Below are 23,635 nucleotides of genomic sequence, written 5' to 3'. Positions count from 1 at the left end.
TCCAGTGCTAACGCAGGTTGCCCAGGCCCTCGAGGATTGAGCCGTCGGCAGTCAACGCAAGCACCACGCCGCCGCTCGCGTGGATACTCGCGAATGGTGCGGTCCACGCCGGGTCGTGCCACGGACACTGCCAGCGAGAGCGAGGGTCTGGCGCCAGGTAGTAGAGGCTGCCAGCGGTCGCCGTCCAAGCTCCACCGCTCGGATCGAAGCAGGCCACGGAAAGCGGTGCTGGGGTGCCCATCCGTTCCGCGCGGATATCGTCCTCGTCGATGATCACCACGCAGCCCTGGGTTCCAACGACGATGCCGCGGCCGTGGTCGGGATTCGTCGCACAGGCGAGGTACGCGGTGTTGGCGGGCGCCTCGACCCAGTCGAGGTGGCCTGCCATCGGATGAAAGATCGCCACCAGCCCTTGACCCTGGTGCCCTCGGCCGACGACGAGCCAGCGCATGGTATCCAAGCGCGCGATGTCGTTCACGCACGCGAAGTGCTCCAAGGGGAAGGGCTCGAGCATGCCGTGACGCGTGAGGCGGTGCAGCACCGGTGGCCCGGGGGGCGCGAAGCGTGACCGCTCCTGGCTCACCAGGACAATCACCTGGCGCATCACCCCGCACAGGCGCTCGTAACGCTGTCCGGTTCCCCGAACGATCTCTTCCAGACCCTGATAGGTGAACCGGTGCACTCCGCCGTCGCGGCTCGCCACGAGCCACTCGCCAGCGCCCATGCAGTGGACCGCATCGAGGCCTGCGCCTCCACGCGCCGGGACACCGCGCCAAAGTCGACCATCCCAGTAGACGAGGCTCCGGTTCGTCGTCGAAAGGCAGCCTTGGGCACCGTCGAATGCGGCGCTGATCACGTACTCGTCGCTCACGTTACCGTACGGATCCGTGAAGCCGCGCTGACGCGTGAGCCACTGCCAGCCAACCCTCGACGGAGCCGCGTGCTCCGCGTGCGCTGGCATACGGCTCATCGTGGTACGGCCCAAGCCGGTGGGGATGTGGAGTGCGCGGCGGACTTCCTCCGCGAACTCTAAAGTGGTTTGCGGCCGCTCGCTCGGCTTCGCCGAGGTACTGCGCGCGAGCAATGCGTCGATGGCGTCGCACGCTGCCGTGGAGCGCTTCAGGTCTTGGGCGAGGTGCTCACTCTCCCGGATGCTCGGCCGTGCCGGGGAGGAAATGGTGCGCACCATGTCGACCATGGTCTCGAAGCGGAACATATCCCTGCCGGTCAGCACGAAGTAGGCGATGCCTGCGAGCCCAAACACGTCGCTCGCGGGGCCGAGCTTCGCTCCCTGGGTGTAGAGCTGCTCCGGCGCGGTGTAGCCAGGTGTTCCAACGCCCGCGCTGACGAAGGTGCCCGCGTCCTCGCTGCGGCTGATGCCGAAGTCAGCGATCTTGAAGCTCTCGCGGTCGCCGAAGCCCGAACACAACACGTTGTTGGGCTTCACGTCGCGGTGAAGGATCCCCATGGCGTGCACCGCGCTCAGACCTTGGCTGATGTCGTTCAGACAGTCCGCTGCGCGCAACGGATCGAACGCCGCCCGGGTGCGTTCGAGGCTGTAGCGCACCCGCTCCCCCAGCGTCGTGCCTTCTGCATCCCCATGGATATACTCGAGGGCCAGCCATCCGAGCTCGAGCACCGTGCCGGGTTGGCTTGGGTGCTGAGTCAGGGAGATGTGTAGCGTCCCCGTGTCGAGCAACCTCACGACGTAGGGAGTCGGCGGCACTTGCTCGTTGAGTGCGCTCAGGGCCTGCGCCTCCTTGAGTAGCGATAGCGTGGCGGTGTTCCCCGCGTTCCCCACGAAGCGCGGTGTGAGGATCTTGAGCACCGCGGGTGCCACGCCAAACGGGTCGTGACGGAGCGCGAGCACGACGACAGCCATCCCACCGCTGCCGAGGATCCGCACCACCTGGTACTGGGTGTTCGGTAACCCCGAAGGCACGCTGTGGCCGATCAGCCCCTCGAGCCGCTCGTCCGCTGGGTGGATGGGGATCACCGACACTCCGGCCCATCCTGTCACAGGTTCGCGGCTAGAAGTACACCCGGCCGTCGAAGCCGACCCTCGCGTACAGCAAGAAAGCGTGACCGTAGCGGTTGAAGTCCCCAGAAGTTCCGACCTGGAGCATCAAGGTGGAGGTCTGATCCGTATTGAAGCGGCGCAGCGGCCGGTACTCGTACCAAGGCAGGTCCACCTCCACGGAAGTGAACTCCTCGCGCACACCATCACTGCGGCGAAACACCGGAGTCCCGAACAGAAGCCCGTAGATGTTCACGCCAACCTCGCGGAATAGCACGAACTGACCCTTGCCTGAGCGGCGCCACAGACCGCCCACGCCGCCGTCCGCCGCCTTCAGCGCGAGGCGTTTCCCCGCGTGGAAATCGAACAGCATGGTCAGCGGGACTGCGATCAGTGAGTCCCCAGGAAACAGCAGGTTAGGGACGCGGAGGCGGATCCCGAGCCCAAGGCGCGACGGCACTCGATCGCCATCACCAGCGAGGGTGCGGTCGTCCTCACACGGGTCAGGACACACTAGGTCCTTTTCTTTGGACTGCGCGATCCCCGTCAGCTGAGCGAACACAACGCCATCAGTGGAACGTGTCACGATGCCCTCGAAGCCGTAGCCAACACCGAAGCCCACCTCGAGATCCCCGCGGGGGCGCGGCGCGTAGAACGGGGCCGGGCTCTGATAGCCACCGAAGTTCCCTCCCAAGCGGAATCCGGAGTAGAAGCGTGCAAACGCACCCACTTCGTTGCGGAAGCGCGGCAGGTACGCGTCCTTCGGTCCAAGCCCCGGTTCGATGGTTTGGACCAGCACCGCCGAGCTCAGCGAGCTGAGCGCGAAGTCTTCCTGGCCGCTTGGAAGCTGAGTCGCCGTACACGAGTCGATGCGCATCAAGCGCAGCGCCTCAGCCTTGGAGATGTGAGGCGCTCCGTCCCGGATGCTGTAGTCCCCGAGCGTCGCGTCCACGAACTGGCTCAGGCTCTCCGTCAGGGCAGGAACACTGTGGTTCACGTCCTTGGGCTGCATGTTGCCGTCGCCCTTGGCGGTGTAGCGACTGCCGTCCCAGGTGTGGGCGTCGATGCCGTTTTCACAGTAGTAGTCGTGAGTGCCCATGCGCTCCGGGCTGATGCCCCAGGTGCCGACGATGTGTCCCGCGGAGAACGAATCCTCGAGGAAATGCAGGGCAAAAGCCTCGCTCATCATCGCCTGCGCCAACAGGTCGAAGTACCCGGCCTCGCTTGGGGTCATCTTGCTGAGCGAGAGCCCGAGCTCGAGGGCGGCGCGGTGGTAGAGCACGTACAGAGCGACGGAGTTTACGGGTTGCGCTGGGTCGACGCTGCGCGCCAAGTACGTGTCGAGGGTGTCCGCCGTCTTGCGCACCAACATGAAGTGGGCGTTGTTGGCGTCCGCGCGGCTCAAGTACTTGTCGTCCGCCATCTCGTTTTTGATGTGGGTCCCGTGCCACGCGTCGAGCCGGGCGTCGGAGTCCTTCGCTTGCTCGATCAGCGCGCGGGTGCGGAACGCGATGCGCACGATCTCACGCAGCCAGTCGGCGTTCAACACGGTCTGCGTCAGCTCGTCCGGTGTACAGGAGTGATCCGCAGCGATGGCGGGGAGCATCGCGAAGTCGACGCAGTCACCGACGTCGTCTTCGGTGCCGGGCACCGTGGCGCAGTCGGCTCCTGAACAGAGCTTGCGGCTCTTGCCTGCTGCCGCGCTCTTGCACAGCCGGTTGCCGCGATTGACGTGCTCTCGCCACTCCTTCCAGAGCTTCTCGATTTGGGCTCGCCGGCTCGGCGCGAGACGGTAGACGCTGTACAGACCTAGCTCGTGGTGCTCATGAAAGAGCCAGGCTTTGGCTTCACCTGGGCTCAGCCAAGTGCCCAGCAGCGCCGCCACGAAGACCAACGCCTGACCTAACCCCCAAACCCTCTTGTTCCGAGCAACGAACCGTCGACGTCTTTCTCGCGCGGATCCAACAAGCCCCATGTTCGTGTTTCTATCGGAGAACCGCCGTGGGGAAAAGCGCCTCGTTCCTCTGCGTGGGGCTAGGCTACGCTGGCTTGTCGCCCTCAGCGGGTTTCCGTGCTTCTGTTTCCAGTAGGGGAGGGGACCCGCCGCTCGGTTCCAGGCGGTAACCATGGGTCTTGATCCCATGCTTGCGGAACGCAGCCAGCAGGGCGCGGCGCATGTCGTGCTTCAGGTTCCAGGCGCTGCTCGGTGTGTCCGCCCACGCTGCGAGCCAGCACTGGATGCCGGTCTCCTTGATGTCCATCAGCCAAAAGGACGGACCCTCGTGGGGGACGAAGTTCGTGCTCCCGATGGGCGCTTCGAGGGCGAGCTGCTCGACCAGATCGAGATCGCTGTCGTGGGCCACCCAGAACTCGATGCAGGCCCACAGGTAGCGATCGTTCAGCGAGTAGTTGATCACGTTGCTCTGCATCATGCGGCTGTTCGGCACCACATAGCGTCGCCAGTCCCACACGCGCAGCGTGGTGTGAGTCACCGTGATGTCTTCGACGGTTCCGTAGAGCTCGTCGAGCATCACGGTGTCGCCGATGTTGATCTGCTTCGACCACGCGAGCGCGAGCCCGGCGAACGCGTTCTCCACCGTGGGGCGCGCCGCCATGCCGAGAAACACCGTCACCGCGGCGACCATCACGCTCAGGAGGGCTGCTGGTAGCTGCCCCAAGAACGGCAGTGCCGCGAGGATCGCCATCAACCCGATCACCAGCGGCACCACGACCCGCCGAGTCACCGTGGTGTGCTTGTCGATGCTCTCGAGTCCCCGCGCCTTGGCCGTAGCGGTCGAGTCCTCGAGGGGCGAAGAGGTCTTGATCGCTTCGAGGTAGCGCCGCTGCTGTAAGCGCTCCGTGCGCTGAGTCTGAGTCACGCGCAGCCAGAAGAGCGCGCGCATCAACAGCAGGATCCCGCCTACCAGAATCGCACCCAGGTAGATCGCGGTTCCTGGTCGGAGCCCGAAGTCGCTCAGCATCCTGCGACCCTACACAGCGCGCGTCCCATAGGCAAAAGTGGCCTATTTTCTGATGGAACGGCGCGATTCGTGGTCATCCCCAGCGCCCCTTCCCGCGTCGTGTCTCGATCCTCGCGGTTTTTTGGGGGAGAGGAGCGCCCCCGCACACTGGACGATCCAGCGTTCGTCGTTCAGATTCGCCCCACCCGCCGCGACCACTCAACGCCGCCGGCGTAAACCGAGCCCATGGAAGACCTACAGAGCCATCGCGACGACCGCGGCGTACCCCTCGACGAGGTGGGCGTGAGCGGACTGCGCTATCCGATTATCGTGTGGGATCGCGCGCGCGAGCGGCAGCAGACCGTGGCGACGATTCAGATGAGCGTTGCATTGCCCCACGAGTTCAAGGGCACGCATATGAGCCGTTTCATCGAGGTCCTCGAGCAGAATCGGGGAGAGGTGAGCTTGCACACGTTGCCCCGCATCGTCGCGGACCTGCGGCAGAAGCTGGACGCGGAGCACGCGCGCATTCGCCTCGAGTTCCCCTACTTTCTCGAGCGTTCAGCTCCTGTCAGCGGCGCCAGCGCCCTCATGGACTACCACTCCTGCTTCGAGGGTCGCTCGAAGGCGAATCCCCAGGGAAACGAAGAGGATTTCGTGCTCGAGGTCACCGTGCCGGTGACCAGCCTCTGCCCCTGCTCCAAAGCGATCAGCGACTACGGCGCGCACAACCAGCGCTCGGCGCTGACCATGCGGGTGCGCAGCGTAGATCTAGAGGAGCGCTCGATGATCTGGATCGAGGAGCTGGTGGAGCTCGGAGAGCGCTCAGCCAGCGCACCGGTCTATCCGCTGCTCAAGCGCGCAGACGAGCGCCACGTCACCATGCAAGCCTACGATAACCCGGTGTTCGTCGAAGACATGGTGCGCAACGTCGCGGTCGCGCTGCGGGAGGACCCGCGCGTGGCCTGGTTCGAAGTCCACGCGGAAAATCAAGAGAGCATCCACAACCACGCGGCTTTCGCTCGCGTGGAGTGGCGCCGCGACTGAAGTCGCTACTCGGGTCGCCGCTCAGGTCGAGACGTAGGCCGAGCCTGGGCGATACCACGCGGAGTTCTTCGCGTTCTCGCGCATCTCGACCTGCTCCACCCACGCGCGGCCCGAGGTCTGCGAACGCACCAGATCATCTGCGAAGTCGAACACCAGCTTGGCGGTGGCCTCCATGCTGACGTTCGGCACGACCTGCAGCTTGACCACGCCGCGCTCATGGAGCTCGCGAAACGTTTCGAGCTCTGGATCGTCGTGGTTCAGGAGCAACGTGTGGTCGAACATCTCTTCCAGCCAGGCCTTGAGCGGCTTGAGCGACGAAAAGTCGACGACGAAGTGGTTCTCGTCGAGCTGCTTGGCAGCGAACACGAGTGTTACCGTGCGGCTATAACCATGTACGAAGCGGCAGTGCCCCTGGTGGAGATGCTGGCGGTGGGCGCACGGCAAGTCGCTGAAGGTCTTGGTTGAGCGATAGTGGACGGCTGACACGGCGGCTATTCAAGCAGCTGAGGCGGGGAGTTCAAGCAGCCTGAGCACCCGGCGGCGAACGCTCCAGAAATCGCTCAGGGGCGGCCCGGCGCTCCACTCGGCGCCGGGATCTGAACTTTGGGGCGCTGCAGCGCCAACCGGAAGTTCTCCAGGAAATGGTGCCGGTTGTAGGCCTTCTGCTCGATCACTTCGATGGCGTCGAGGTTCGCGGCCACCCAGCGAGGCGCGTAGTGTTCCTCCACGGCGCGGCGATACATCCCGCGTCCCAGGCTGCCGTTCGCGGTCGCCTTCCGACGCAGCGAGAGCAGTCCACGCGCTAGGGTCTTGAGCCCAGTCTTGTGCCCTGGGCGGTCGCTCTTCACGGTTGCGCGCGCGAGCACTGGCTCCGTCAGGCCCCACTCGTGAACCACCGTTCGGTCCCAGCGCCGATAGTCGGCGACGCACCAACCTCCGGTGTCGACCCTCACCCCCGCGAGCTGAGCTGGCGTTGCCTTGCGGTAATGTTCCAGGCGCTCGGCGTCGTAGCGCCCGCGCTCGGCGCTCGGACGCAGATCAGCGATCTGCCGATGCCAGGCGCTGTCCGCGATGCCGTGATAGTGCGGGACTTTGGCTTCGAGGGTTGCTGGGTGCTTGGTGAGCTTGCTGGGGTAGGCCAAGGCGCTGAGGGTTGCTGTCGCCAAACCCATGGCGGGTAGCACCCAGCGCAGGTAGCGCCGCGCATTCGGAAGGCGCAAGAGCGGCGCTTCGACGACTCCGGCGCAGGCGAGGAAGCCCACGCAAATCGGGAAGGCCATGAAGCGGTAATAGACCATGTCTCCCCCGACTTTGAGGGGATACACCATCGCGGAGACCGCGCAGGCGAGGAGCGCGAGTCGCACGAAGCGGGGGCGGCCGCTCGGGGCCTGTGGATCCCTGCGGCGACGGAGCCAGGTCTCGATCGCGGCGAAAGCCAGCATCACGCCGAGCACGACCAGCAAGTGGTGCGAGCCGAAGCTGTACGCGAGGTAGTGATAGCCTTGGGTGAAGTTGGTCTCGTCTTTGAGGTAGTACGTGTTGGGGAACAAATCCGCGTAGTAGTAGACGCGGAACATCAGCCACGCGACGCCGAAACCCAAGCTGGAGCCGACGAGCCAACGGGGGAAGCGTCGTTCCCGCAGCCAGAGCACCCCGATCAGCACCACGCAGGGCATGGTTAGTTCCGGGCGGATTAGTGGAGTGAGACCCACCAGGACCTGAAACAGCCGGCGCCTCGGGCGCAAAAGGGCAAGGGCGAAGGCACAAGCTGCGAGCTCGACCAGCGGGGTCTCGAGGCCCGAGGAAAAGTACGCCAGCACTCCATAATGTGTCATGGCGAAGGCAGTGCCGAACGAGGCGCGCGGCCGTGCTTCACCCGTCGGGCCCCGACTGAACTCTCGGTTCATCCACACGCTGGTGACCCAAAATGCCGCGCAGAAAACCAGTGCGAGGACTCTGAGCGAGGTGTACCAGTCGGCGTGGGTGGCCCGGATCGGCAGCAACAGGAGGAGCCACAGTGGGCTCGAGTAGCCCTCGACGTACTCTCCCGGGTTGAACACCAGGCCGCGCTTCAGAAAGACGCAGTTGTCGACGTAGCGGAAGTAGACGAACGCATCGTCCATGAACCAGAAGTAGCGCCAGGTCAGGGTGAGGCCGGCGAACAGCAAGAGCCACTCGAGCGGGGTCGGTACGCGGATCAGCGCCCCCAATCGTTGTCTTAGCCTTTGCGGCTTGGAAACAGCCTCCACCATCACCGACTCGGCGCAGCGTATAGCAAAACGTTGGCGGCTCTGGGTTGCGCTCGCGAGGCTTGGGCACTAACCCCGAGGCCATGGGTCGGGTGGCGTGGTACTGGGGCTGGGCGGTGACGTTGGGTTTGCTCTCTGCATGCGGTGAGCCGTCGAATCCTCAGGTCCCGCCGCCTCCACCGCCGCTCCCAACTGTCGTCAGCGAGCCGGCCCCTTTCGTTCCGACCTGGGAGAATCTGGATCCCCAGGGGCTAGCGGGTTACGTGGAGGCGCAGGCGATTGCTCGCCTCGCCGAGGTGGCGCCGGATCTACAAACCGCGCGCTTCGCCGAGTACGCCAAGCAGCCCGATTCTGCGCCCGAGCTCAGCGGACGCGCCAGCGAGCAGGTGTTGAACCTGGCGGTGGTGAAGCTCTCTCGGGGTGAGCTGGACGCTGCGGAGGGGCTCGTGCGCTGGGTGAGGGTCCGCGCCAAGAATCGCAACTCGGCGTTCACGGGCACGACGCTCCTCTGCGTGATCGCCAAGCGCCGCGCGGGGGACGACCGTCAGGTGCAGGTCGAGGCGATCAAGCCAGTGCTCGCCGAACTCCCCCGCGCCCGACTCGGCAGCGCGACGGTGGTGTTCCAGGTCTTTCAGGAGCAAAAGCAGCTGGACGCGCGCGTCGAACAGCTGAAGCAAGGCCTCTTGAGCCTAGATTCCGCGAGCAGCGCGCTCGTCTTTAGCCAGGTTCTGCCCGATGTGGTGCGCGGCCGCGCGGCGTTTCTGGAGGCGGTCGAAGGGGTGAGGAAGAACCAACAAGCGCTCCCACCCGAGCCTGACTTCGATTTCAAGACCGTCGATCTCGCGAAGGCGCGTGACAGCAAACCGGTGGTCGTCGGCGTTTGGGACCTTGGCACCAATACGGAGCTCTTCAAGAAACAGCTGTTCAAGAACCGCGCAGAGCTTGCCAACGGCAAGGACGACGACGGGAACGGTCAAGTCGATGACCTAGGTGGGCTCGTCGATGAGGCCCCGAACACCAAGCTGTTGTTCGAGCCTGACCCCAAGGTGCTCGAGGAGTACAAACCATTTCTCCGCGGAATCATGGATCTGCGGGCGGGAATCGCAAATAGCGAAGCTGCGCAGAAGGTGCTCGCTCTGATGCGAGGTGTGTCGAACGCGAAGGAGCTTGAACGCCTCGAACAATCCCTGGACGCCATCGGCGAGTGGGCGCACGGCACTCACGTCGCCGGACTCCTGCTTGCGGGCATTCCAAAGGCGCAGCTCGTGGTGTTTCGCTCCGCGTGGGCAGGTGAAGCGCGCCCCTATCATCACCGTGGGCCGACCGACGAAGAACTCGCTGGCGAGCGCAAGAACATGGACGCAGTTGCGGCGTTCATCAACCGCCACAAGGTGCGTGTGGTGAACGCCTCCCTGGGTTTCAGCCAGGACTACCTGGAAGCGGAGCTCCGCTACCAGAAGGCGAAGTACCAGGATGACGCGGCAGTTCGCTCGCGGGCGAAGGCAGTCTTGGACCAGCGACGCGAGAACTGGGCGCGCGTCTTCGACGCGTGTCCGAATACGCTCTTCATTGTTGCCGCGGGGAACTCGAATCAGGACGTCGTGGAGTATGGCGTGGTCCCCGCGGGTATCCAGCGCGACAACTTGCTGGTGGTCGGCGCCGTGGACCGCTGGGGCAACTGGGCGAGCTTCACGAACTCCGGGGAGGGGGTGAAGGTCTTCGACTTTGGCGTTGAAGTACCGAGCCTGATCCCCTCTGGAGAGACCGTTCCACTGAGCGGAACCTCGATGGCGTCTCCCAACGCTGCCAACCTCGCGGCGAAGATCCTGAGCGTGAATCCCAAGCTCAAGCCGAGCCAGGTCCGAGCGCTCATCGCCGAGCACGGCAATCCAGTGAAAGCTCCGTTCAGCGGCGTAATCCCCGACGAGGCCGCAGCACTTGCCGCGGCTCGCAAGGCGCGCTGAGATCTGGGCGCCCGCGGAGGGCGAATCGGACGCTGACCGTTTAGGCTTCAACAATTCAGCGCGAATCAGGGAGGTCGAACGGTCGTTTGGCGTAGCATACGCGCGAACTAGGGGTGTGAGGCTGCAGTATGATGCGCGAAATTCGGTGGGTTGGGGTGTTGTGTGCGGCGCTGAGCGTCGCGGCGTGCGGCGGCGGTGACGGCAGCGGTCTCGGGACCGGTGGCACCGGGGGAACTGCAGGAGTCGGAGGCGCTGGCGCCTCGGGTGGCAATGGCGGCAATGGCGGCAATGGCGGATCCGTCGGTGGCCCCTGCGAGTCGAGTGACGACTGTGCCTCGGGCGTGTGTGACGAGATCGCTGGGGAGTGCGTCGAGTGCCTCTTCCAGACCGACTGCGGCGCTGACCAGCGCTGCACAGACAAGCACTGCGTGGCCGACACCCAGTGCGTCAACAGCCTCGACTGCGTTGATGCACCCACCGGACCCATCTGCGATCCAGCTACGTCCACTTGCGAGGAGTGCGTCGAACCCAGCGACTGTGATGGAACCGCCGATTGTGTGGACCACCGCTGTGTGGCCTTCACCTCGTGCACCAACAGCCTCGACTGCGACGCCGGGCAGGTTTGCGACCCAACCCTCGAGCGGTGCGTGGAGTGCATCGAGAGCGCGGACTGCGACGAAGGTGAGACGTGTGTGGCTAGCGAGTGCAAGACGCTCGTCGGCTGTCAGTCGGACAATCAATGCACCCCGCTTGGCCAGCTGTGCGACAAGACCCTCGGAGTTTGTGTCGACTGCTTGAAGAACAGCGACTGCCCGGCTGCTTATCACTGCTCCGGCGGCGGCTGTGCGCTGGACGCCTGCGCCGAGGGGAGCAGCCGCTGTAGCGGCAACGCGATCGAGAGCTGTCTTCCGGACGGGGTTGGCTGGGGCCCGCCGGTGACCTGCACTGGGGATTCGACGTGCGTCCAAGCCGGCGCCCAAGCAAGCTGCGCGGCCCTCGAGTGCTCTCCTAACAGCGACTACTGCGATGGCACCGATCATCGCAAATGCGCCGCCGATGGTCTCTCCTCCAGCTCCGTCGAGGACTGCGCGAGCCAAGGTCTCAACTGTGTGGGCGGGGCGTGTTCCGCCAAGGTCTGCGCGGCAGACGAGTTCTACTGCGACGCGGGGGACGTGAAGCTCTGCAATAGCACCGGGAGCGCCTCGAGCCTCGTCGATGACTGCACCTCGTCGGAGTACTGCGACAACGTCAGTGCGACCTGCAAGACCCAGGTTTGCTCTCCGAATCAGCCGACCTGCAACGGTGAAGTTGCCACGACGTGCAACGCTCTCGGGAGTGGCTACGCAGCGGGCGGAACCAACTGCGCGGCCTCCGGCAAGAGCTGCGTCGATGGTGCTTGCCAGGCGTGCGCTCCTGGCTCCGCCGTGCGCCAGCTGCGGCTCACCGAGGTGTACCTCGGCAGCGGCGACTACGTGGTGATCAAGAACCAAAGCACCACCTGCAGCGCGCAGCTCCAGGGCGTTACCCTCGCGGCGTTGACCAGTAATGCGTCGGCTGCCACGAACTTCGCGCTCCCGAGTCACACGCTGGCCCCCGGCGCCTCCATCCGCGTTCTGGAGAGCGACGGTAGCGGCGAGTCGGGCGATCTCTACGTAAATGGGAGCATCAGCTGGATCTACGGGTCCGATGGTGCTGCGCTGCTTTGTCAGGATGTGATCTGCAGCGCTTCAAACGTAATCGACGCGGTCGTCTTCACCTCTCGCCCGACGACGGTTCCGTCGGGAATCAACTTCACGCCTGGCGCCCTCACCGGCATCAACTCGACCGCTCTGGAAGACAACTCCGCCTACCTGCGGGTCGCCTCTAGCGGCAGCGCGCCGAACTTCCTGGCGTCGGACTGGAGTGTGGGTTCGGCGAGTCTGCCCCTCAACTCGAGTCAGTGCCCGGGGGTTCAGCCGACGAACGGCAGCGCCTGCTCGCTGTTCCTCCAGACCTGCACCTACGGAGGGGTGAGCTGCTACTGCAACGTCACCACCTGGGAATGCTCCTGACGCGGCAGCGGCCTCTGCCGGTTGCTTCCGGGCGGGTTTTCCAACACGCTCAGGCGCGTGACTACTCAAGGCTTGCTCGAAGGACGTAGGATCGCTGTAACGGGTGCTGCTGGGGCTCTTGGCGCTGCTCTCTGTCGGACGCTGGTCGACGCCGGGGCAGACCTCATAGCGGTTGATCGCGCGGCATCCCACGGACGTCTGGAGGCGCTCGCGAAAGACCTGGGGTGCCGGCACGCGGAACTGGATGTCGCTGACCACGCGGCTTGGGCGGGCCTCGCCGAGAGCGGTGAACTGAACGACTTGTCGGGTGCCGTGCTGGTCGCTGGAGGCTGGGCGGGAGGCACCCCATTTCACGAAGCGCCCGGCGACCAGCTCGCAACCCAGCTGTCGCTAAATTTGGTGAGCGCCGGAGTCTCCATGCAGGCATTGCTCAAGCCCATGGTCCAGCGCGGAGATGGAAGTCTGGTGGTCATCGGCTCGAAGAACGCGGTTCATCCAGAGCTGGGCGCGAAGGCCGCGGCGTACACCGCGAGCAAGGCTGGCGTCGTAGCACTGGCGAAGGCCGTGGCGGCGGAGCTGCTCGAGACGGGTGTGCGTGTGAACGCCGTCCTGCCGAGCACCATCGACACGCCGGCCAACCGCAGCGCGATGCCAAGCGCCGACGCCTCTCGCTGGGTCAGCCCCAGGTCCCTCGCGGAAACGATCGGCTTCCTGCTTTCGGACGCCGCTCGTGACATCAGCGGCGTCGCACTACCGGTGTACGGACGCAGCTAGCGCGCGCTCAGGTGGCTCGGCTCAACGCGCTCAGCGCGACTGGTTGCGATAGGCAGGGAGGAAATCCCTCCAGCGCAGCTTGCGCAGCTCTGTATCCGGCAAGTTGAAGGGCTCCGGCTTGATAGCTAGCAGCTTGGCCTCGTCGACCTCGTCTATCAGGCCTTCCGAGAGGAACTTGCGCGCATACTCCAGGTACACGCCGCTCTGTACGAAGTGATCGAAGAGCTGCGGGTCCAGGTGATTGAAGCGCTTCATCGCGCCCATGATGCCCATCGCCTCGGAGAGTCGCTTGGCCTTTTTGTAAGGGCGATCGTCTGCGGTCAGGGCCTCGAACACGTCGGCGATTGCCATGATGCGCGCCGGGACGCTCATGTCCCCAGCAAAAATGCCGCGCGGATATCCTCCGCCATCCATTTTCTCGTGATGGCCGGCTGCGTACTCGGGCACGCGGGCCAGGTTGCGTGGGAAGGGGAGCGCCTCGAGCATGCGCACGGTCTGCACCATGTGCCCGTTGATCACGAGTCGCTCTGGCTCGGTCAACGTGCCGCGTGAGATCGAGAGGTTTTCAATCTCGTCTTCACTCAGCAGCTGTCGCTCCTCACCATTTTCGGAGTAGCGTCGCAGGCCAATCTCTCGGATGCGAGCTTGGTGCTCAGGGGGAAGGAACTCGCCTCCGACGTTCGCGTGCTCGAGGAACTTGAGATCGTCGTCGAGGCGCTTCAGTTCGGCCTGGTAGCGCTCCTCAATCGCCTCACTCGGCTCCCGTCCGTCGAGCTTGGCCTTCAGCATGGCGATCTCAGCGCCACGCCTCAACGACTCGAAGCGGGCCCGTACGATCGAGATGCGGTCCACGATGGTCTCGAGCTTGGTGGCTTTGTCCATCACATGGACTGGCGTCGTGACCTTGCCGCAGTCATGAAGCCACGCGGCAATTCGCAGCTCGTACCACTCGTCGTCGTTGAGATCGAACTCAGCGAAGGGTCCGCCCCGTGTCTCGCACAGGCTTTGGGCGATCATTTCCGTCAACACCGGCACGCGCTCGCAGTGTCCGCCGGTGTAGGGGCTCTTGGCGTCGATCGCAGCCGCGATGAGCTTGATGAAGGCCTCGAGTAGCTTGCGCTGACCCTCGAGCAACATCTGGTTGTCCAAGGCGATGCCGGCTTGGGACGCGAGGGCTTCAACGACGCGCTCGACCTCGGTACTAAAGGCAATGACCGAGCCTTCGGCGTCGCGCGCGTTCAGCAGCTGAAGGACGGCGATCACGCGGCCTTCGGTGTTGAACAGCGGGATGGTCAGGAACGACCGCGAGCGGTAGTTGTTGCGCTCATCGAAGCTCTTGGTGCCAGTGAAGTCGAAGCCCTCGGCATCGTACGCGTCGGGTATGTTGATCGACTCTTTGAGGATGGCTGCCGCGGTGGCGACGTTCTTGAGGTTCGGCTCGCCAGTCTCCGAGTCATAGAGAGGCATTTCCGGGAGCTCGATTTTGCGCCCCGTCGTCCCTCCCAGGGCGATCGCGAGGGAGTCGGTGCGCATGATCGCGAACCGCAACGTATCCGTTTCCGTGCGCATATACAGCGTTCCGCCGTCGGCGTTGCACAGCTGCTTCGCTTCGAGGAGGATCATCTCGACCAGACGGTCTCGGTTCTTCTCGGCGGTCAGCGCGATACCGACGCGATGGAGCAGTTCCATCCGCTCGGCCTTGTCTAGGGTCGCGCGTTCGAGCAGCGCGCTGTTCGCGCCCTCGTCGCTGGTCCCTGTACTCATGCGTGGGCCTCCACCATTCCTCCCGCCCGGTCTCCGGACAGCAGCTCAGTATAGCGGGACGAAAGTGGCCGTCCGAACTGTCCGCGGGCGTCAGCGGCGATTCAGGTGTTTTTCCACGGTCCGCAGGCTGTCCCCGCGCGTCCGCCAGCCCTTTCTTTGGGGTCGCGAGCTCTAGGGAGCGGGGGCGGGGAGTTTGGGGGGAGAGGTGCACTTCGCCTCAGCCGCTGTCCTCAGCGAGGCGTCTGAGCCTCAGGCGTTGCCCACCGGGCCCATCTGGAAGGTGTGGCGAACGTCTTTTCCCTCCACCATGAACACCACCATCTCAGCGATGTTGGTGGCGTGGTCCGCAATTCGCTCCAGGTAGCGTCCCACGGAGAGCAGGCGTTGAGCGGTCTCCGGCTCGCTCCCCATACGCGCGCCCAACGCGGGAAAGGTCTCCGCGTAGCAAGCGTCGACTATGGAATCCCGCTCGACCACGCTTCGGGCGCGCGCGGAGTCTTTGTTCACGAAGCTGTTCAGAGCGTCCTCGAGCATCTCTCGAGCAAGCGCTGCCATCCGCGGCAGGCGTGGATCGATCAGTGCCGGCGGATACTCGATCAACTCGAGTGTTCGCTCGCAGATGTTCGCCGCGAGGTCCCCGGAGCGTTCGAGATCGGTGACGAGCTTCAGGCTGGTAGTGATGAAGCGAAGGTCGCTTGCAACGGGCTGGCGCCGAGCGAGCAGACGTAGGCAGCGATGGTCGATCTCCAGCTCGAGGCGGTCCACCTCTTGGTCGATCAGCATCGTCCGCCGGGCGAGGTTCGCGTCGCGAGAGTCGAACGCCTGCATGGCGGTGTCGACCATCGCCTCCACCTTGGAGCCCATGTGCAGGATACTGTCGCGCAGTTCGCGCAGCTCGCGTTCGTATTCTCGATCGGTGTGCCGATTCATGTCGTCACCATGGCCTAGGTTGGCCGCTCCCCACCCTCGAGCATCTTAGATCGGTACCGTGCGGAACAGCTTGCTCCGTACGCTTGTCCTGTGAACCAACGGGCCCGCTTCGTTCAGCCGAAGCGTCCCGTGATGTAGTCTTCAGTCTTTTGCTGCTTCGGCCGCGTGAAGATCACGTCGGTTTCGTCGTACTCGATGAGCTCACCCATGTAGAAGAACGCCGTCGTGTCTGCCACGCGCGCGGCCTGCTGCATGTTGTGAGTCACAATGACGATCGTGTACTGCTCTCGCAGCTCGTGGATCAGCTCCTCCACGCGAGCCGTAGCGATCGGGTCGAGCGCCGAACACGGCTCGTCCATCAGCAGGATCTCGGGTTCCAGAGCGAGACTACGGGCGATGCACAAGCGCTGCTGCTGACCGCCGGAAAGGCTGGTACCTGAGCGCTCGAGGCCATCCTTGACCTCGTCCCAGAGCGCCACCTGGCGGAGTCGCTTCTCGACCTCTTCCGCTGCGTTCTTCACCCTTGCGCCGTTGAGCTTCAGTCCCGCGAGCACGTTGTCTCGAATGTTCATCGTCGGGAACGGATTGGGCTTCTGAAACACCATGCCCACCCGGCGACGCACGAGCACGGGATCGACGTTCGACGCGTAGATGTCTTGGCCGTCGAGCAGCACACGCCCCTGGACGGTCGCGCCAGGGACGACCTCGTGCATGCGGTTCAGGCAGCGAACGAAGGTGGACTTGCCGCAGCCGGACGGGCCAATCACCGCGGTCACGTTGCGCCCCCGAATGGGCAAGCTGATGCCCTTGAGGACCTCGCTCTTGCCGAACAGAGCGCGCAGCCCTTCAGCGGAGAGCTTGACCTCGGTTTGACGGCGCTCCGTGGCATCCATTTCGTCCAGGGGGCGTTCGTTCTGCGCGCTGCTTACGGTCGCCTTGGCCGGCGATTCGGTGGCGGTGGCTGACTCTAGGTTCATCGTGCTTTCACCCGGTGACGCACCATCAAGCGGGCGGTCACGTTGAGGATCAGGATGAAGACCACCAGCATGAGAGCAGCGGCCCAGGCTTGACGGTGCCAGTCCTCGAAAGGAGACACCGCGTAGGTGTAGATCTGAACGGGGAGGGACGCGACGGGCTGATCGATGCCGTCGTTCCAGAAGCGGTTCGATAGCGCCGTGAACAGCAGCGGCGCGGTCTCACCCGCCACTCGCGCTACGGCCAGCATGATGCCTGTGACGATCCCGGGCAGTGCCGTGCGGAAGATGATCTTGAGCGTCACTCGCCAGCGCGGCAACCCAAGCCCGAGCCCTGCCTCACGGAGCTGCACGGGGACCAGGCGCATCAGCTCTTCGGTGGTGCGAGTCACAGTCGGAAGCATCAGCACCGCGAGCGCCACGGCGCCAGCGACCATGCTGAAGCGCTTCATCGTCAGCACGAAGATCCCGTAAATGAACACGCCGACGGTGATCGACGGCACCCCGGAGAGCACGTCGGCACTGAAGCGCACGAGGCGGGAGAGCTTGCTTTCCTGGAATTCCGCCAAGTAGATGCCCGCCATCGCCCCAGGGGGGATGCCGAACAAGCAAGCGAGGCCCACCAGCTCCAGCGTGCCAACGATGGCGTTGGCCATGCCACCACCTTCTTCACCCACCGGTTTGGGTAGCTCGGTGAAGAAGGCCAGGTTCACACCGCCGATACCCCTTACCGTGAGGTAATAGAGGACGCTGAACAAGGGCACCAGCGCGAGCAACGTGAACAGCACGCACAGGCCGCGGATCGCGAGATCCTTGATCTTGCGTACCTTGTACGTCGCGTCGTTTGCGGTCAGTTTGGAGCTGCTCATCTCGCCCCCTTGGCTTCGTGCCGCGACACCTGCCAAACCAGGAGGCGCGCGATGATGTTCAGCAGCAGCGTGACGCCAAACAGCAAGAAGGCGATCTCGGCGAGTGCCGCCAGGTGGACGTCCGCAGTCGCTTCGGTGAACTCATTCGCGATGACGCTCGCCATGGTGTAGGACGGCGCGAACAGAGAGCTGCTGATCTCCGGTCGGTTACCAATCAGCATGGTGATCGCCATGGTTTCACCGAGGGCTCGCCCGAGGCCCAAGATGATGGCTCCAACGAGTCCCGAGCGCGCGTAGGGGAGGACCCCAACTCGCACGACCTCCCAGCGGGTCGCGCCGAGCGCGGTGGCTCCCTCTCGCAGGTTGTTTGGTACCGCCTGGAGCACCTCGCGGCTGACGCTGGAAATGGTCGGCAAGATCATGATCGCGAGGATCAGGCCACCGCTCAGCATGCCGAAGCCTTGATTCGGCCCAGAGAACAGCGGCAGGAAGCCGAGGGTGCGGCGGAGTGCAGGTTCCACCGTCTCTGCCATCAGCGGGGCGAGTACGAAGATCCCCCAGAGGCCGTAGACGACAGATGGTACCGCAGCCAACAATTCCACAAGGAAACCAACTGGCTTCCTCAGCCAGAGCGGTGCCAACTCCGAGAGGTAGATCGCGATGCCGAGGGCGACGGGGACGGCGATGAAGAGCGCCACAAGCGACGACACCACGGTGCCGTAGATGAAGGGTAGGGCGCCGAACTGTTCACTGACCGGGTCCCAGTCGCGGCTGATGATGAAGCGCCAGCCGAACTCCTTGAAGGAGAGGCTGGACGCCTGCGCCATCTCGTAGGCCATCGCCACGAGCAGCGCGACGACCAGCAGCGCAAAGAACCTGGAGGCACCGCGAAAGACGGTGTCTCCAGGGTTGCTCTTGCCTCCAAGCCAAGCCAACCAGCGTGGTGGCTTGCGGGTGATGGCTGTCGCTCTTGCCTCAGGCACGGACTACACCTCTCGGCTCGGAGTTCAGTTGAACGCTCAGGGGAGCAGCTTCTTTTCACCCGACTTGAGCTGCTTCAGCCGAGCTTCCACCTGCTTGACGACGGCGTCCGGAAGCGGCGCGTAGTGCAGGTCCGCGGCCAGCTTCTGGCCGTCGTGAATCGCCCACCACATGAACTTCGCGAGGGCTTCGCCCTTGGTGGTGTCCTTCGTGTCTTCGTACGCGAGCAGGTAGCTGTAGCTGGAGATCGGATAAGCACCCTTGCCGGGGCTGTCGGTGATCGAGGTCGTGAGGCTATCGGGTAGAGCTTCACCTGCCGCCGCGGCGGTGATGGCATCGATGGAGGGCTTCAGGAACTCGCCGCTCTTGTTCTTGAGCGCAGCGACTTCGAGCTTGCTGGTGATCGCGTAGGCAAGCTCGACGTAACCGATGGCTCCCTTGGTGGTCTTCACCTGCCCGGTGACGCCTTCGTTACCCTTGGCTCCGAGACCCCTGGGCCACTTCAGGCTCTTGCCAACGCCGACCTTGTCTTTCCATTCACTGGACACCTTCGCGAGGTAGTCGCTGAATACGGCAGTCGTGCCGCTGCCGTCACTTCGATACGCGACAGTGATGTCCTGGTCCGGGAGCGTGACGCCGTCGTTCGTTTCCGCGATCTTCGCGTCGTTCCACTTGGTGATCGTGCCGAGGTAGATCCCGGCGAGCGCCTCCGAGGAGAGCTTGAGGTCCTTCACTCCCTCCAAGTTGTACGCGATCGCGACGCCACCGAGGGTCGCGGGGATGTGATGGAGGGCGTGAGGCGCCTTCTTCATCTCATCGTCGCTCATCGGCGCGTCGCTGGCGCCGAAGTCCACCGTTCCCGCGAGGATCTGGCGAATGCCACCGCCAGAACCGATGCTCTGGTAGTTGATCTTCACGTTCGGGTTCTGCTTGTTGTACTCGCTCATCCACTTGGAATAGAGGGGGTACGGAAACGTCGCGCCGGCGCCATTCAAGCTGACGTCACCCGTCGTGGCGTTGGCCTTCTCCCCGCCGCTCCCCTCCCCGGATCCCTTGCAGGCTGCGAGCAAGAATGCGACGAAGGTAACGACGACGGGCAAAAGCAGTCGTCGCGCAAACCGGGGAGCTTTGGCTTTCATTTCGCCGGGGTACTTAGCAACCGGAGGCCATGCTCGATGGGACAGTCGGGCAACGATTGTGTGACGCTGATGTGTCAGGGTCGGTTCGAGTAAGACGCTTGTGTGACAAACGGGTGTCGCGGCTGGCGCATGCGTGAGTGCCCGAGAGCGGTGCTTCGCTCTCGGGCAAATGCGAAAAAACGGCGCCTCAGAGCGAGACTTGCAGTTGCAGTCGGACCTCGTCGGTTCCGTGGGAGAAACCAGCTGATTTCTCCCAGATACGGAAGGCGTCGGCCTGCAGCTTGAGCAGGTGCTGGGCGAAGAAGTAGCCGACGCCGAAGCCTGCCTCGTTCTCGTCTGCCAGGGTGGCGTCATCCCCGCCAGTTCCGCGCACCTGAGAGTAGCGAGCAGCGACGTCTAAGCCCGTCGTGGGGATCAAGTAGCCTGCTTGAGCAAAGAACCCCCAGCCGTTGCTGGCTGGTTCTTCAGCAATCGGGTTGCCGGTGGCGTCTTGGGCGGTTCCCTGCGCCCGAGTGCCGTCGCGCCACGCCACCGCGCCGATCAGGGTCAACCCCATGGCCTTGAACATCAGGTCTCCTGTTGCGAGCTTGTAGCTCGCCGTGCCACCGTCCGCGAACGCGCCACCTCGGGTGCCTCCGCTGAACTGAGCCCGGCTGTGATAGCCGTAGGCTGCGCCGATGCTTACCTTCGGCGCGCTGCGCTCGAAGTCGCCTTCGCTGAGGCCATCAAAGTCGCCCAGGGGTAGGACCTCGACACGAGCCAGGTACATCAGCCCAAAGCTCTGTTGTTGGAAGCTGTTGCGGCCTTCACCCGTGAAGACGCCGAGGTTGTAGTGGAGCTGTTCGAGACCGAAGAGCTCATTGGAGTAGAAATCCAGTCCGATATCTCGATCCACGGTGAAGCGGGAGTTGAGGAGGCTACGATCGACCAGCTCCAGCTTCCCGTCGCTCATGATCTGTTCGCGCAGGTAGGGCGCCTTGTATTGCCCAACCCGCAGGCTCAGGTCCCTGAGCTGTTCGAACTTCACGACCGCGTCGAGCAACGGCGAGGTCGTCGGGCCTGCGGCGCCAGCGCTCACGTCCTTGGAGGCCAGACCCAGCTGCAGCTCGTACTTGGTCTTCTTGTCGAAGACGTTGCCCTTGATCGAAACGCGCGAACGCCGGATTTGGAAGCCGAGGGTGGCGTCCGGGGCGTCGCCTTGTTCTGGATGCTCCTTCTCGATCGTTGCTCGGAACTGGTTGCGGATCCCGATGTGAATGGAGAAGTCGCCGTCCGTGCTGCTTGCCGACAGCCCCTTGCCCGGCTTGAACTCCACGCCCTCGACGGGTCGTGGCTCGAGAGCCGCCTTCTCGGATTCAGGCTGGAGATCGGAGCTTTGAGCGAAGCTGCTGCTTGCCAGTGTGGAAATGGCCAGCGCGCTGGCCAGCGGAAGCAGCTTGGAGGACGCGCCAGCGGAGCCGGCACGGAAACGGAGTCGACCGAGAGCGGTGAAGGGCGTCATCGGCGGCGGAAGGTAGAGAACCCGTTGGTGGCTTGTGTGACATTCGGGTGAATAAGTAACGAGAGAGAAACGTGCGGGTTAACCCGCGACGCCAGGTGGTCACGTATTTGCGACAAAGTGCGCAGAGCGGCGCTCAATCGCATGCGACGAAGCGCACCGCGGAGGGCCTTACCTTCCGCTTTGCGTCACGCGCTATGCAGGATCATGAAATTCGTCTGCGCAAAGTCCACGAGCGCGCGGGCGACGTTCCAGTTCTTGCCCCGGGACCCGAAGCACTTGCCCGACGTTTCCAGCGAGGTGGCGCGCAGCTTCTGAGCGCTGCTTGTTGCCGTGGGGATCTTCACGTCGCGGTGCTCGTAGACCGGGATGTCCGCGTCGGGTAAGCCGAGCTCCATGAGCGCGGAGCCGGCCAGGGCGTCGTACTCGAACTCTGCGCTGGTTCCTTCGAGGGCTGCGTATTCATCTCGGACGCGTTTCGACGTTGGGTCGTCGAGCCAGCCCTGACCCACGCTGCCGTCCGCTCGGCGCCACGCCTCGTAGATGCCGTCTCCGATGAAGTCGCACACTCGCACCACGAGCTTGGTCTCGATCAACGCCACCAGGGCGTCGCGGTGAAGCTGTTCGTCTTCGCGTCCAATGTAGTGGCTCTCTAGGCCGATGCTTACCTGCAGTGACATGTCTTCTCCTCCACGCGTGCGTCGCGCCGTTCCAGGAAGTTAGTCGAACGCGTTCTCGACAGGGACCTCGGGGTTGCCCGAGAGGAACCCGGGACCGAAGCGCTCGAGCAAGCACGCGAAGGGGGCATCGAAATATCCCGTTGGAAATTGGAGTCGAGCGAGGTGTGGCATCTGAGCGAGTGCTTCGGCCGTCTCGAGCTCGAGCCGCTTGTTAGGAAGGCGCAAAGCTTCGAGCTGGGCGCCGACTCGGGAGTGTGCGAGACGCACGATGCCCGAAGGGTCCCCCGTCAGGATGCTGAGACGTCGCAGCTTCGTCAGCCCGTTGGCCCGAGCGAGGGAGCGAATCGGGTCGGCGCCTTGTAGCTGGCCACGCAGATCCAGCTCATGAACTGCGGCTAGCGCGTCAAAGAGGGTGTGGGCTCGGCGGGGGGTGAGGGGTGAATCGTCGGTAGACCCCAGGTGCCGAACATCCAACGCCTCGAGCTGGGCGAGTCCGGGCCAGGCAAGCAACGCATCCCAAGCAGCCGTTCCGAGCCCAGCCAGTCCAAGGCGCTTGAGTTCGCTGGCGATGGGACTGGCAAGCAGCGCCGCGAGGGCTTCTGCGCTTTCGACGCCTAGCAGATTGAGCTCTCGCAGACTCCCCCACCGCCAGCGCTTGGCTAGAGCCTTCACCACACCATCTTCTCGTCCGGCGCTGAGCGTGAGCACTCGCAGCTTCCCAAGGTTGCTATCGTCGAGGAGCTGCATCATCTTCGCCTCGTCGAGCCCGAACCCTGTGACGGACAACGCTCGGAGTTCTGGCAGGGTCAAGGTGATGGGGTGATTGGGCGTCTCGCTACTCTCGCGGAGGCTCAAGCTGAGCAGCGTGTCCTTGCAAGCGAGGTCCGAGATGGCGTCGAGTCCCCGTGCGTTGACGCCGCCCAAGGACAGCTCCTCGAGCCCGCGAAGTTGGGCGACCGCTTGGAAGAGCCGTTCCTCTTCCCCAATCTTCAGCCCCAGCTTGCGCAGGTTCGACATGAAGGGAGCGGCCATCAGCGTCTCGACTCCGGCGGGGGTGATCTTCCCAGCGTGATCCAAGAGACCCAGTTCCTCGAGTCCGGCTAACGCGGGGCACTCGGTGAGCCGTCGCACCTCGTCATCCCATTTGATCTTAGTGGAGGTGCGGGAGAGGTTGATCGTCAGCTTGTCGAGGCGTTCCAAGTGCGGCGACTCGAGCAGCGGGGAGATGAGTGGGTCCTTCCACATCACACGAGATCCAGTCCGCAGCGTCAGTTTACGGACGCGCTTCAGGGCGGGCGTCTCCGCGAGGCGCTCAATCGGCTGGGTGGTGACATTATCGAGTTCCACTAGCTCGACCACGGGCGCGAGTTCAGTGGTTGCGGAGAGCTGATGGGCCAGATCCTGAATGTCGCCTTCGAGGCGCTCGAGCGCTCCGCGACGAAAGCAAAATCTCGTGTTTCCCCATGGTCGGCCCGCCTCTTGTCGTGTCGCTTGCGCGATCTCAGCCAGCCAAGTGCGGCTGTGCTCTGCTTCGAGTTCGGCTACCCGACGCTTCACTTCGTGAAAGCGGTCCTCCCACACGTGCAATTGGTCGAGCTCGAGGGACAGCGCCATGTGCTCGCCCCGCGGATCTCCCAGCTCATTCAGTCGATCCCGAAGCGCAGCGCGTGCCTCCAGGGACGACGGAGCGGACACGACGGCTGCCTCGAGTGCTTCCAGCTCGGTGCTCATGGGCTGA

At 64.1% G+C, this 23,635-nt stretch carries 18 protein-coding genes; 4 read left to right on the top strand and 14 right to left on the bottom strand.

The annotated features are described in order from the left end of the window. Positions 1-7 precede the first annotated feature (7 nt). The 3 genes from H6718_01600 to H6718_01590 form a co-directional block, all read right to left on the bottom strand. Positions 8-2,002, bottom strand: coding sequence for a serine/threonine protein kinase (locus H6718_01600; GenBank protein ID MCB9584058.1), 1,995 nt, complete (start codon positions 2,000-2,002; stop codon positions 8-10). Between the two features lie 28 nt (positions 2,003-2,030). Continuing rightward, a complete protein-coding gene (locus H6718_01595; protein MCB9584057.1) occupies positions 2,031-3,902 on the bottom strand; it encodes a hypothetical protein in 1,872 nt (623 codons plus the stop codon). Positions 3,903-4,056: 154 nt separating this feature from the next. Beyond that, the gene (locus H6718_01590) at positions 4,057-4,998 is read right to left on the bottom strand and encodes a mechanosensitive ion channel (protein ID MCB9584056.1); all 942 of its coding nucleotides are present in this window, start codon (positions 4,996-4,998) and stop codon (positions 4,057-4,059) included. Positions 4,999-5,223: 225 nt separating this feature from the next. On the opposite strand from H6718_01590, the gene H6718_01585 reads away from it, so the two are divergent. Continuing rightward, positions 5,224-6,024 (top strand): GTP cyclohydrolase I FolE2, encoded by an 801-nt coding sequence (locus H6718_01585; protein ID MCB9584055.1) that lies wholly within the window; start codon positions 5,224-5,226, stop codon positions 6,022-6,024. A 21-nt stretch (positions 6,025-6,045) separates the two neighbouring features. On the opposite strand, the gene H6718_01580 is transcribed toward H6718_01585, so the two are convergent. Together H6718_01580 and H6718_01575 are read right to left on the bottom strand one after the other, a co-directional pair. Next, positions 6,046-6,510, bottom strand: coding sequence for a 6-carboxytetrahydropterin synthase (locus tag H6718_01580; GenBank protein ID MCB9584054.1), 465 nt, complete (start codon positions 6,508-6,510; stop codon positions 6,046-6,048). Between the two features lie 74 nt (positions 6,511-6,584). Further along, a complete protein-coding gene (locus H6718_01575; GenBank protein MCB9584053.1) occupies positions 6,585-8,234 on the bottom strand; it encodes a hypothetical protein in 1,650 nt (549 codons plus the stop codon). A 122-nt stretch (positions 8,235-8,356) separates the two neighbouring features. On the opposite strand from H6718_01575, the gene H6718_01570 reads away from it, so the two are divergent. The 3 genes from H6718_01570 to H6718_01560 all read left to right on the top strand — a co-directional run bounded on the left by H6718_01570 (position 8,357) and on the right by H6718_01560 (position 13,062). After that, entirely contained in the window at positions 8,357-10,237 is a 1,881-nt protein-coding gene (locus H6718_01570; protein ID MCB9584052.1) for a S8 family serine peptidase, read from the top strand. A 131-nt stretch (positions 10,238-10,368) separates the two neighbouring features. Beyond that, positions 10,369-12,288: a lamin tail domain-containing protein gene (locus H6718_01565; GenBank protein ID MCB9584051.1), complete on the top strand. Its 1,920-nt coding sequence runs from the start codon at positions 10,369-10,371 to the stop codon at positions 12,286-12,288. A 90-nt stretch (positions 12,289-12,378) separates the two neighbouring features. Then, positions 12,379-13,062 (top strand): SDR family oxidoreductase, encoded by a 684-nt coding sequence (locus tag H6718_01560; GenBank protein MCB9584050.1) that lies wholly within the window; start codon positions 12,379-12,381, stop codon positions 13,060-13,062. A gap of 30 nt (positions 13,063-13,092) precedes the next feature. On the opposite strand, the gene H6718_01555 is transcribed toward H6718_01560, so the two are convergent. The 9 genes from H6718_01555 to H6718_01515 form a co-directional block, all read right to left on the bottom strand. Then, the gene (locus H6718_01555) at positions 13,093-14,826 is read right to left on the bottom strand and encodes a GAF domain-containing protein (GenBank protein ID MCB9584049.1); all 1,734 of its coding nucleotides are present in this window, start codon (positions 14,824-14,826) and stop codon (positions 13,093-13,095) included. Between the two features lie 249 nt (positions 14,827-15,075). After that, positions 15,076-15,756 carry a phosphate signaling complex protein PhoU gene (gene phoU / locus H6718_01550; GenBank protein MCB9584048.1) on the bottom strand — a complete coding sequence of 227 codons (681 nt, stop codon included), beginning with the start codon at positions 15,754-15,756 and terminating at the stop codon, positions 15,076-15,078. Between the two features lie 113 nt (positions 15,757-15,869). Continuing rightward, positions 15,870-16,649, bottom strand: a complete 780-nt coding sequence (gene pstB / locus H6718_01545; GenBank protein MCB9584047.1) for a phosphate ABC transporter ATP-binding protein — start codon at positions 16,647-16,649, stop codon at positions 15,870-15,872. Between the two features lie 80 nt (positions 16,650-16,729). After that, on the bottom strand, positions 16,730-17,599 hold the full coding sequence (pstA, locus tag H6718_01540; GenBank protein ID MCB9584046.1) for a phosphate ABC transporter permease PstA: 870 nt from the start codon (positions 17,597-17,599) through the stop codon (positions 16,730-16,732). Further along, on the bottom strand, positions 17,596-18,534 hold the full coding sequence (pstC, locus tag H6718_01535) for a phosphate ABC transporter permease subunit PstC (GenBank protein ID MCB9584045.1): 939 nt from the start codon (positions 18,532-18,534) through the stop codon (positions 17,596-17,598). The genes pstA and pstC overlap by 4 nt, the downstream gene beginning before the upstream one ends. 84 nt (positions 18,535-18,618) lie before the next feature. After that, complete coding sequence (pstS, locus tag H6718_01530; GenBank protein MCB9584044.1) at positions 18,619-19,719, bottom strand: phosphate ABC transporter substrate-binding protein PstS; 1,101 nt, start codon at positions 19,717-19,719, stop codon at positions 18,619-18,621. Between the two features lie 187 nt (positions 19,720-19,906). After that, positions 19,907-21,220, bottom strand: a complete 1,314-nt coding sequence (locus tag H6718_01525) for a hypothetical protein (protein MCB9584043.1) — start codon at positions 21,218-21,220, stop codon at positions 19,907-19,909. A 185-nt stretch (positions 21,221-21,405) separates the two neighbouring features. Next, a complete protein-coding gene (locus H6718_01520) occupies positions 21,406-21,897 on the bottom strand; it encodes a hypothetical protein (GenBank protein ID MCB9584042.1) in 492 nt (163 codons plus the stop codon). Positions 21,898-21,936: 39 nt separating this feature from the next. Next, complete coding sequence (locus H6718_01515) at positions 21,937-23,628, bottom strand: hypothetical protein (GenBank protein ID MCB9584041.1); 1,692 nt, start codon at positions 23,626-23,628, stop codon at positions 21,937-21,939. Positions 23,629-23,635 lie beyond the last annotated feature (7 nt).

The sequence above is a fragment of the Polyangiaceae bacterium genome (assembly GCA_020633205.1).
GTDB lineage: Bacteria > Myxococcota_A > Polyangia > Polyangiales > Polyangiaceae > JAHBVY01.
This window is presented reverse-complemented; position numbering and strand designations above follow the sequence as displayed.

Excerpts from the sequence above, each read along its gene's own strand:
- H6718_01590 (MCB9584056.1), bottom strand. The coding sequence starts at position 4,998 with ATGCTGAGCGACTTCGGGCTCCGACCAGGAACCGCGATCTACCTGGGT.
- H6718_01585 (MCB9584055.1), top strand. The coding sequence starts at position 5,224 with ATGGAAGACCTACAGAGCCATCGCGACGACCGCGGCGTACCCCTCGAC.
- H6718_01570 (MCB9584052.1), top strand. The coding sequence starts at position 8,357 with ATGGGTCGGGTGGCGTGGTACTGGGGCTGGGCGGTGACGTTGGGTTTG.
- H6718_01565 (MCB9584051.1), top strand. The coding sequence starts at position 10,369 with ATGCGCGAAATTCGGTGGGTTGGGGTGTTGTGTGCGGCGCTGAGCGTC.
- H6718_01555 (MCB9584049.1), bottom strand. The coding sequence starts at position 14,826 with ATGAGTACAGGGACCAGCGACGAGGGCGCGAACAGCGCGCTGCTCGAA.
- phoU (MCB9584048.1), bottom strand. The coding sequence starts at position 15,756 with ATGAATCGGCACACCGATCGAGAATACGAACGCGAGCTGCGCGAACTG.
- pstB (MCB9584047.1), bottom strand. The coding sequence starts at position 16,649 with ATGGATGCCACGGAGCGCCGTCAAACCGAGGTCAAGCTCTCCGCTGAA.
- pstA (MCB9584046.1), bottom strand. The coding sequence starts at position 17,599 with ATGAGCAGCTCCAAACTGACCGCAAACGACGCGACGTACAAGGTACGC.
- pstS (MCB9584044.1), bottom strand. The coding sequence starts at position 19,719 with ATGAAAGCCAAAGCTCCCCGGTTTGCGCGACGACTGCTTTTGCCCGTC.
- H6718_01525 (MCB9584043.1), bottom strand. The coding sequence starts at position 21,220 with ATGACGCCCTTCACCGCTCTCGGTCGACTCCGTTTCCGTGCCGGCTCC.
- H6718_01520 (MCB9584042.1), bottom strand. The coding sequence starts at position 21,897 with ATGTCACTGCAGGTAAGCATCGGCCTAGAGAGCCACTACATTGGACGC.
- H6718_01515 (MCB9584041.1), bottom strand. The coding sequence starts at position 23,628 with ATGAGCACCGAGCTGGAAGCACTCGAGGCAGCCGTCGTGTCCGCTCCG.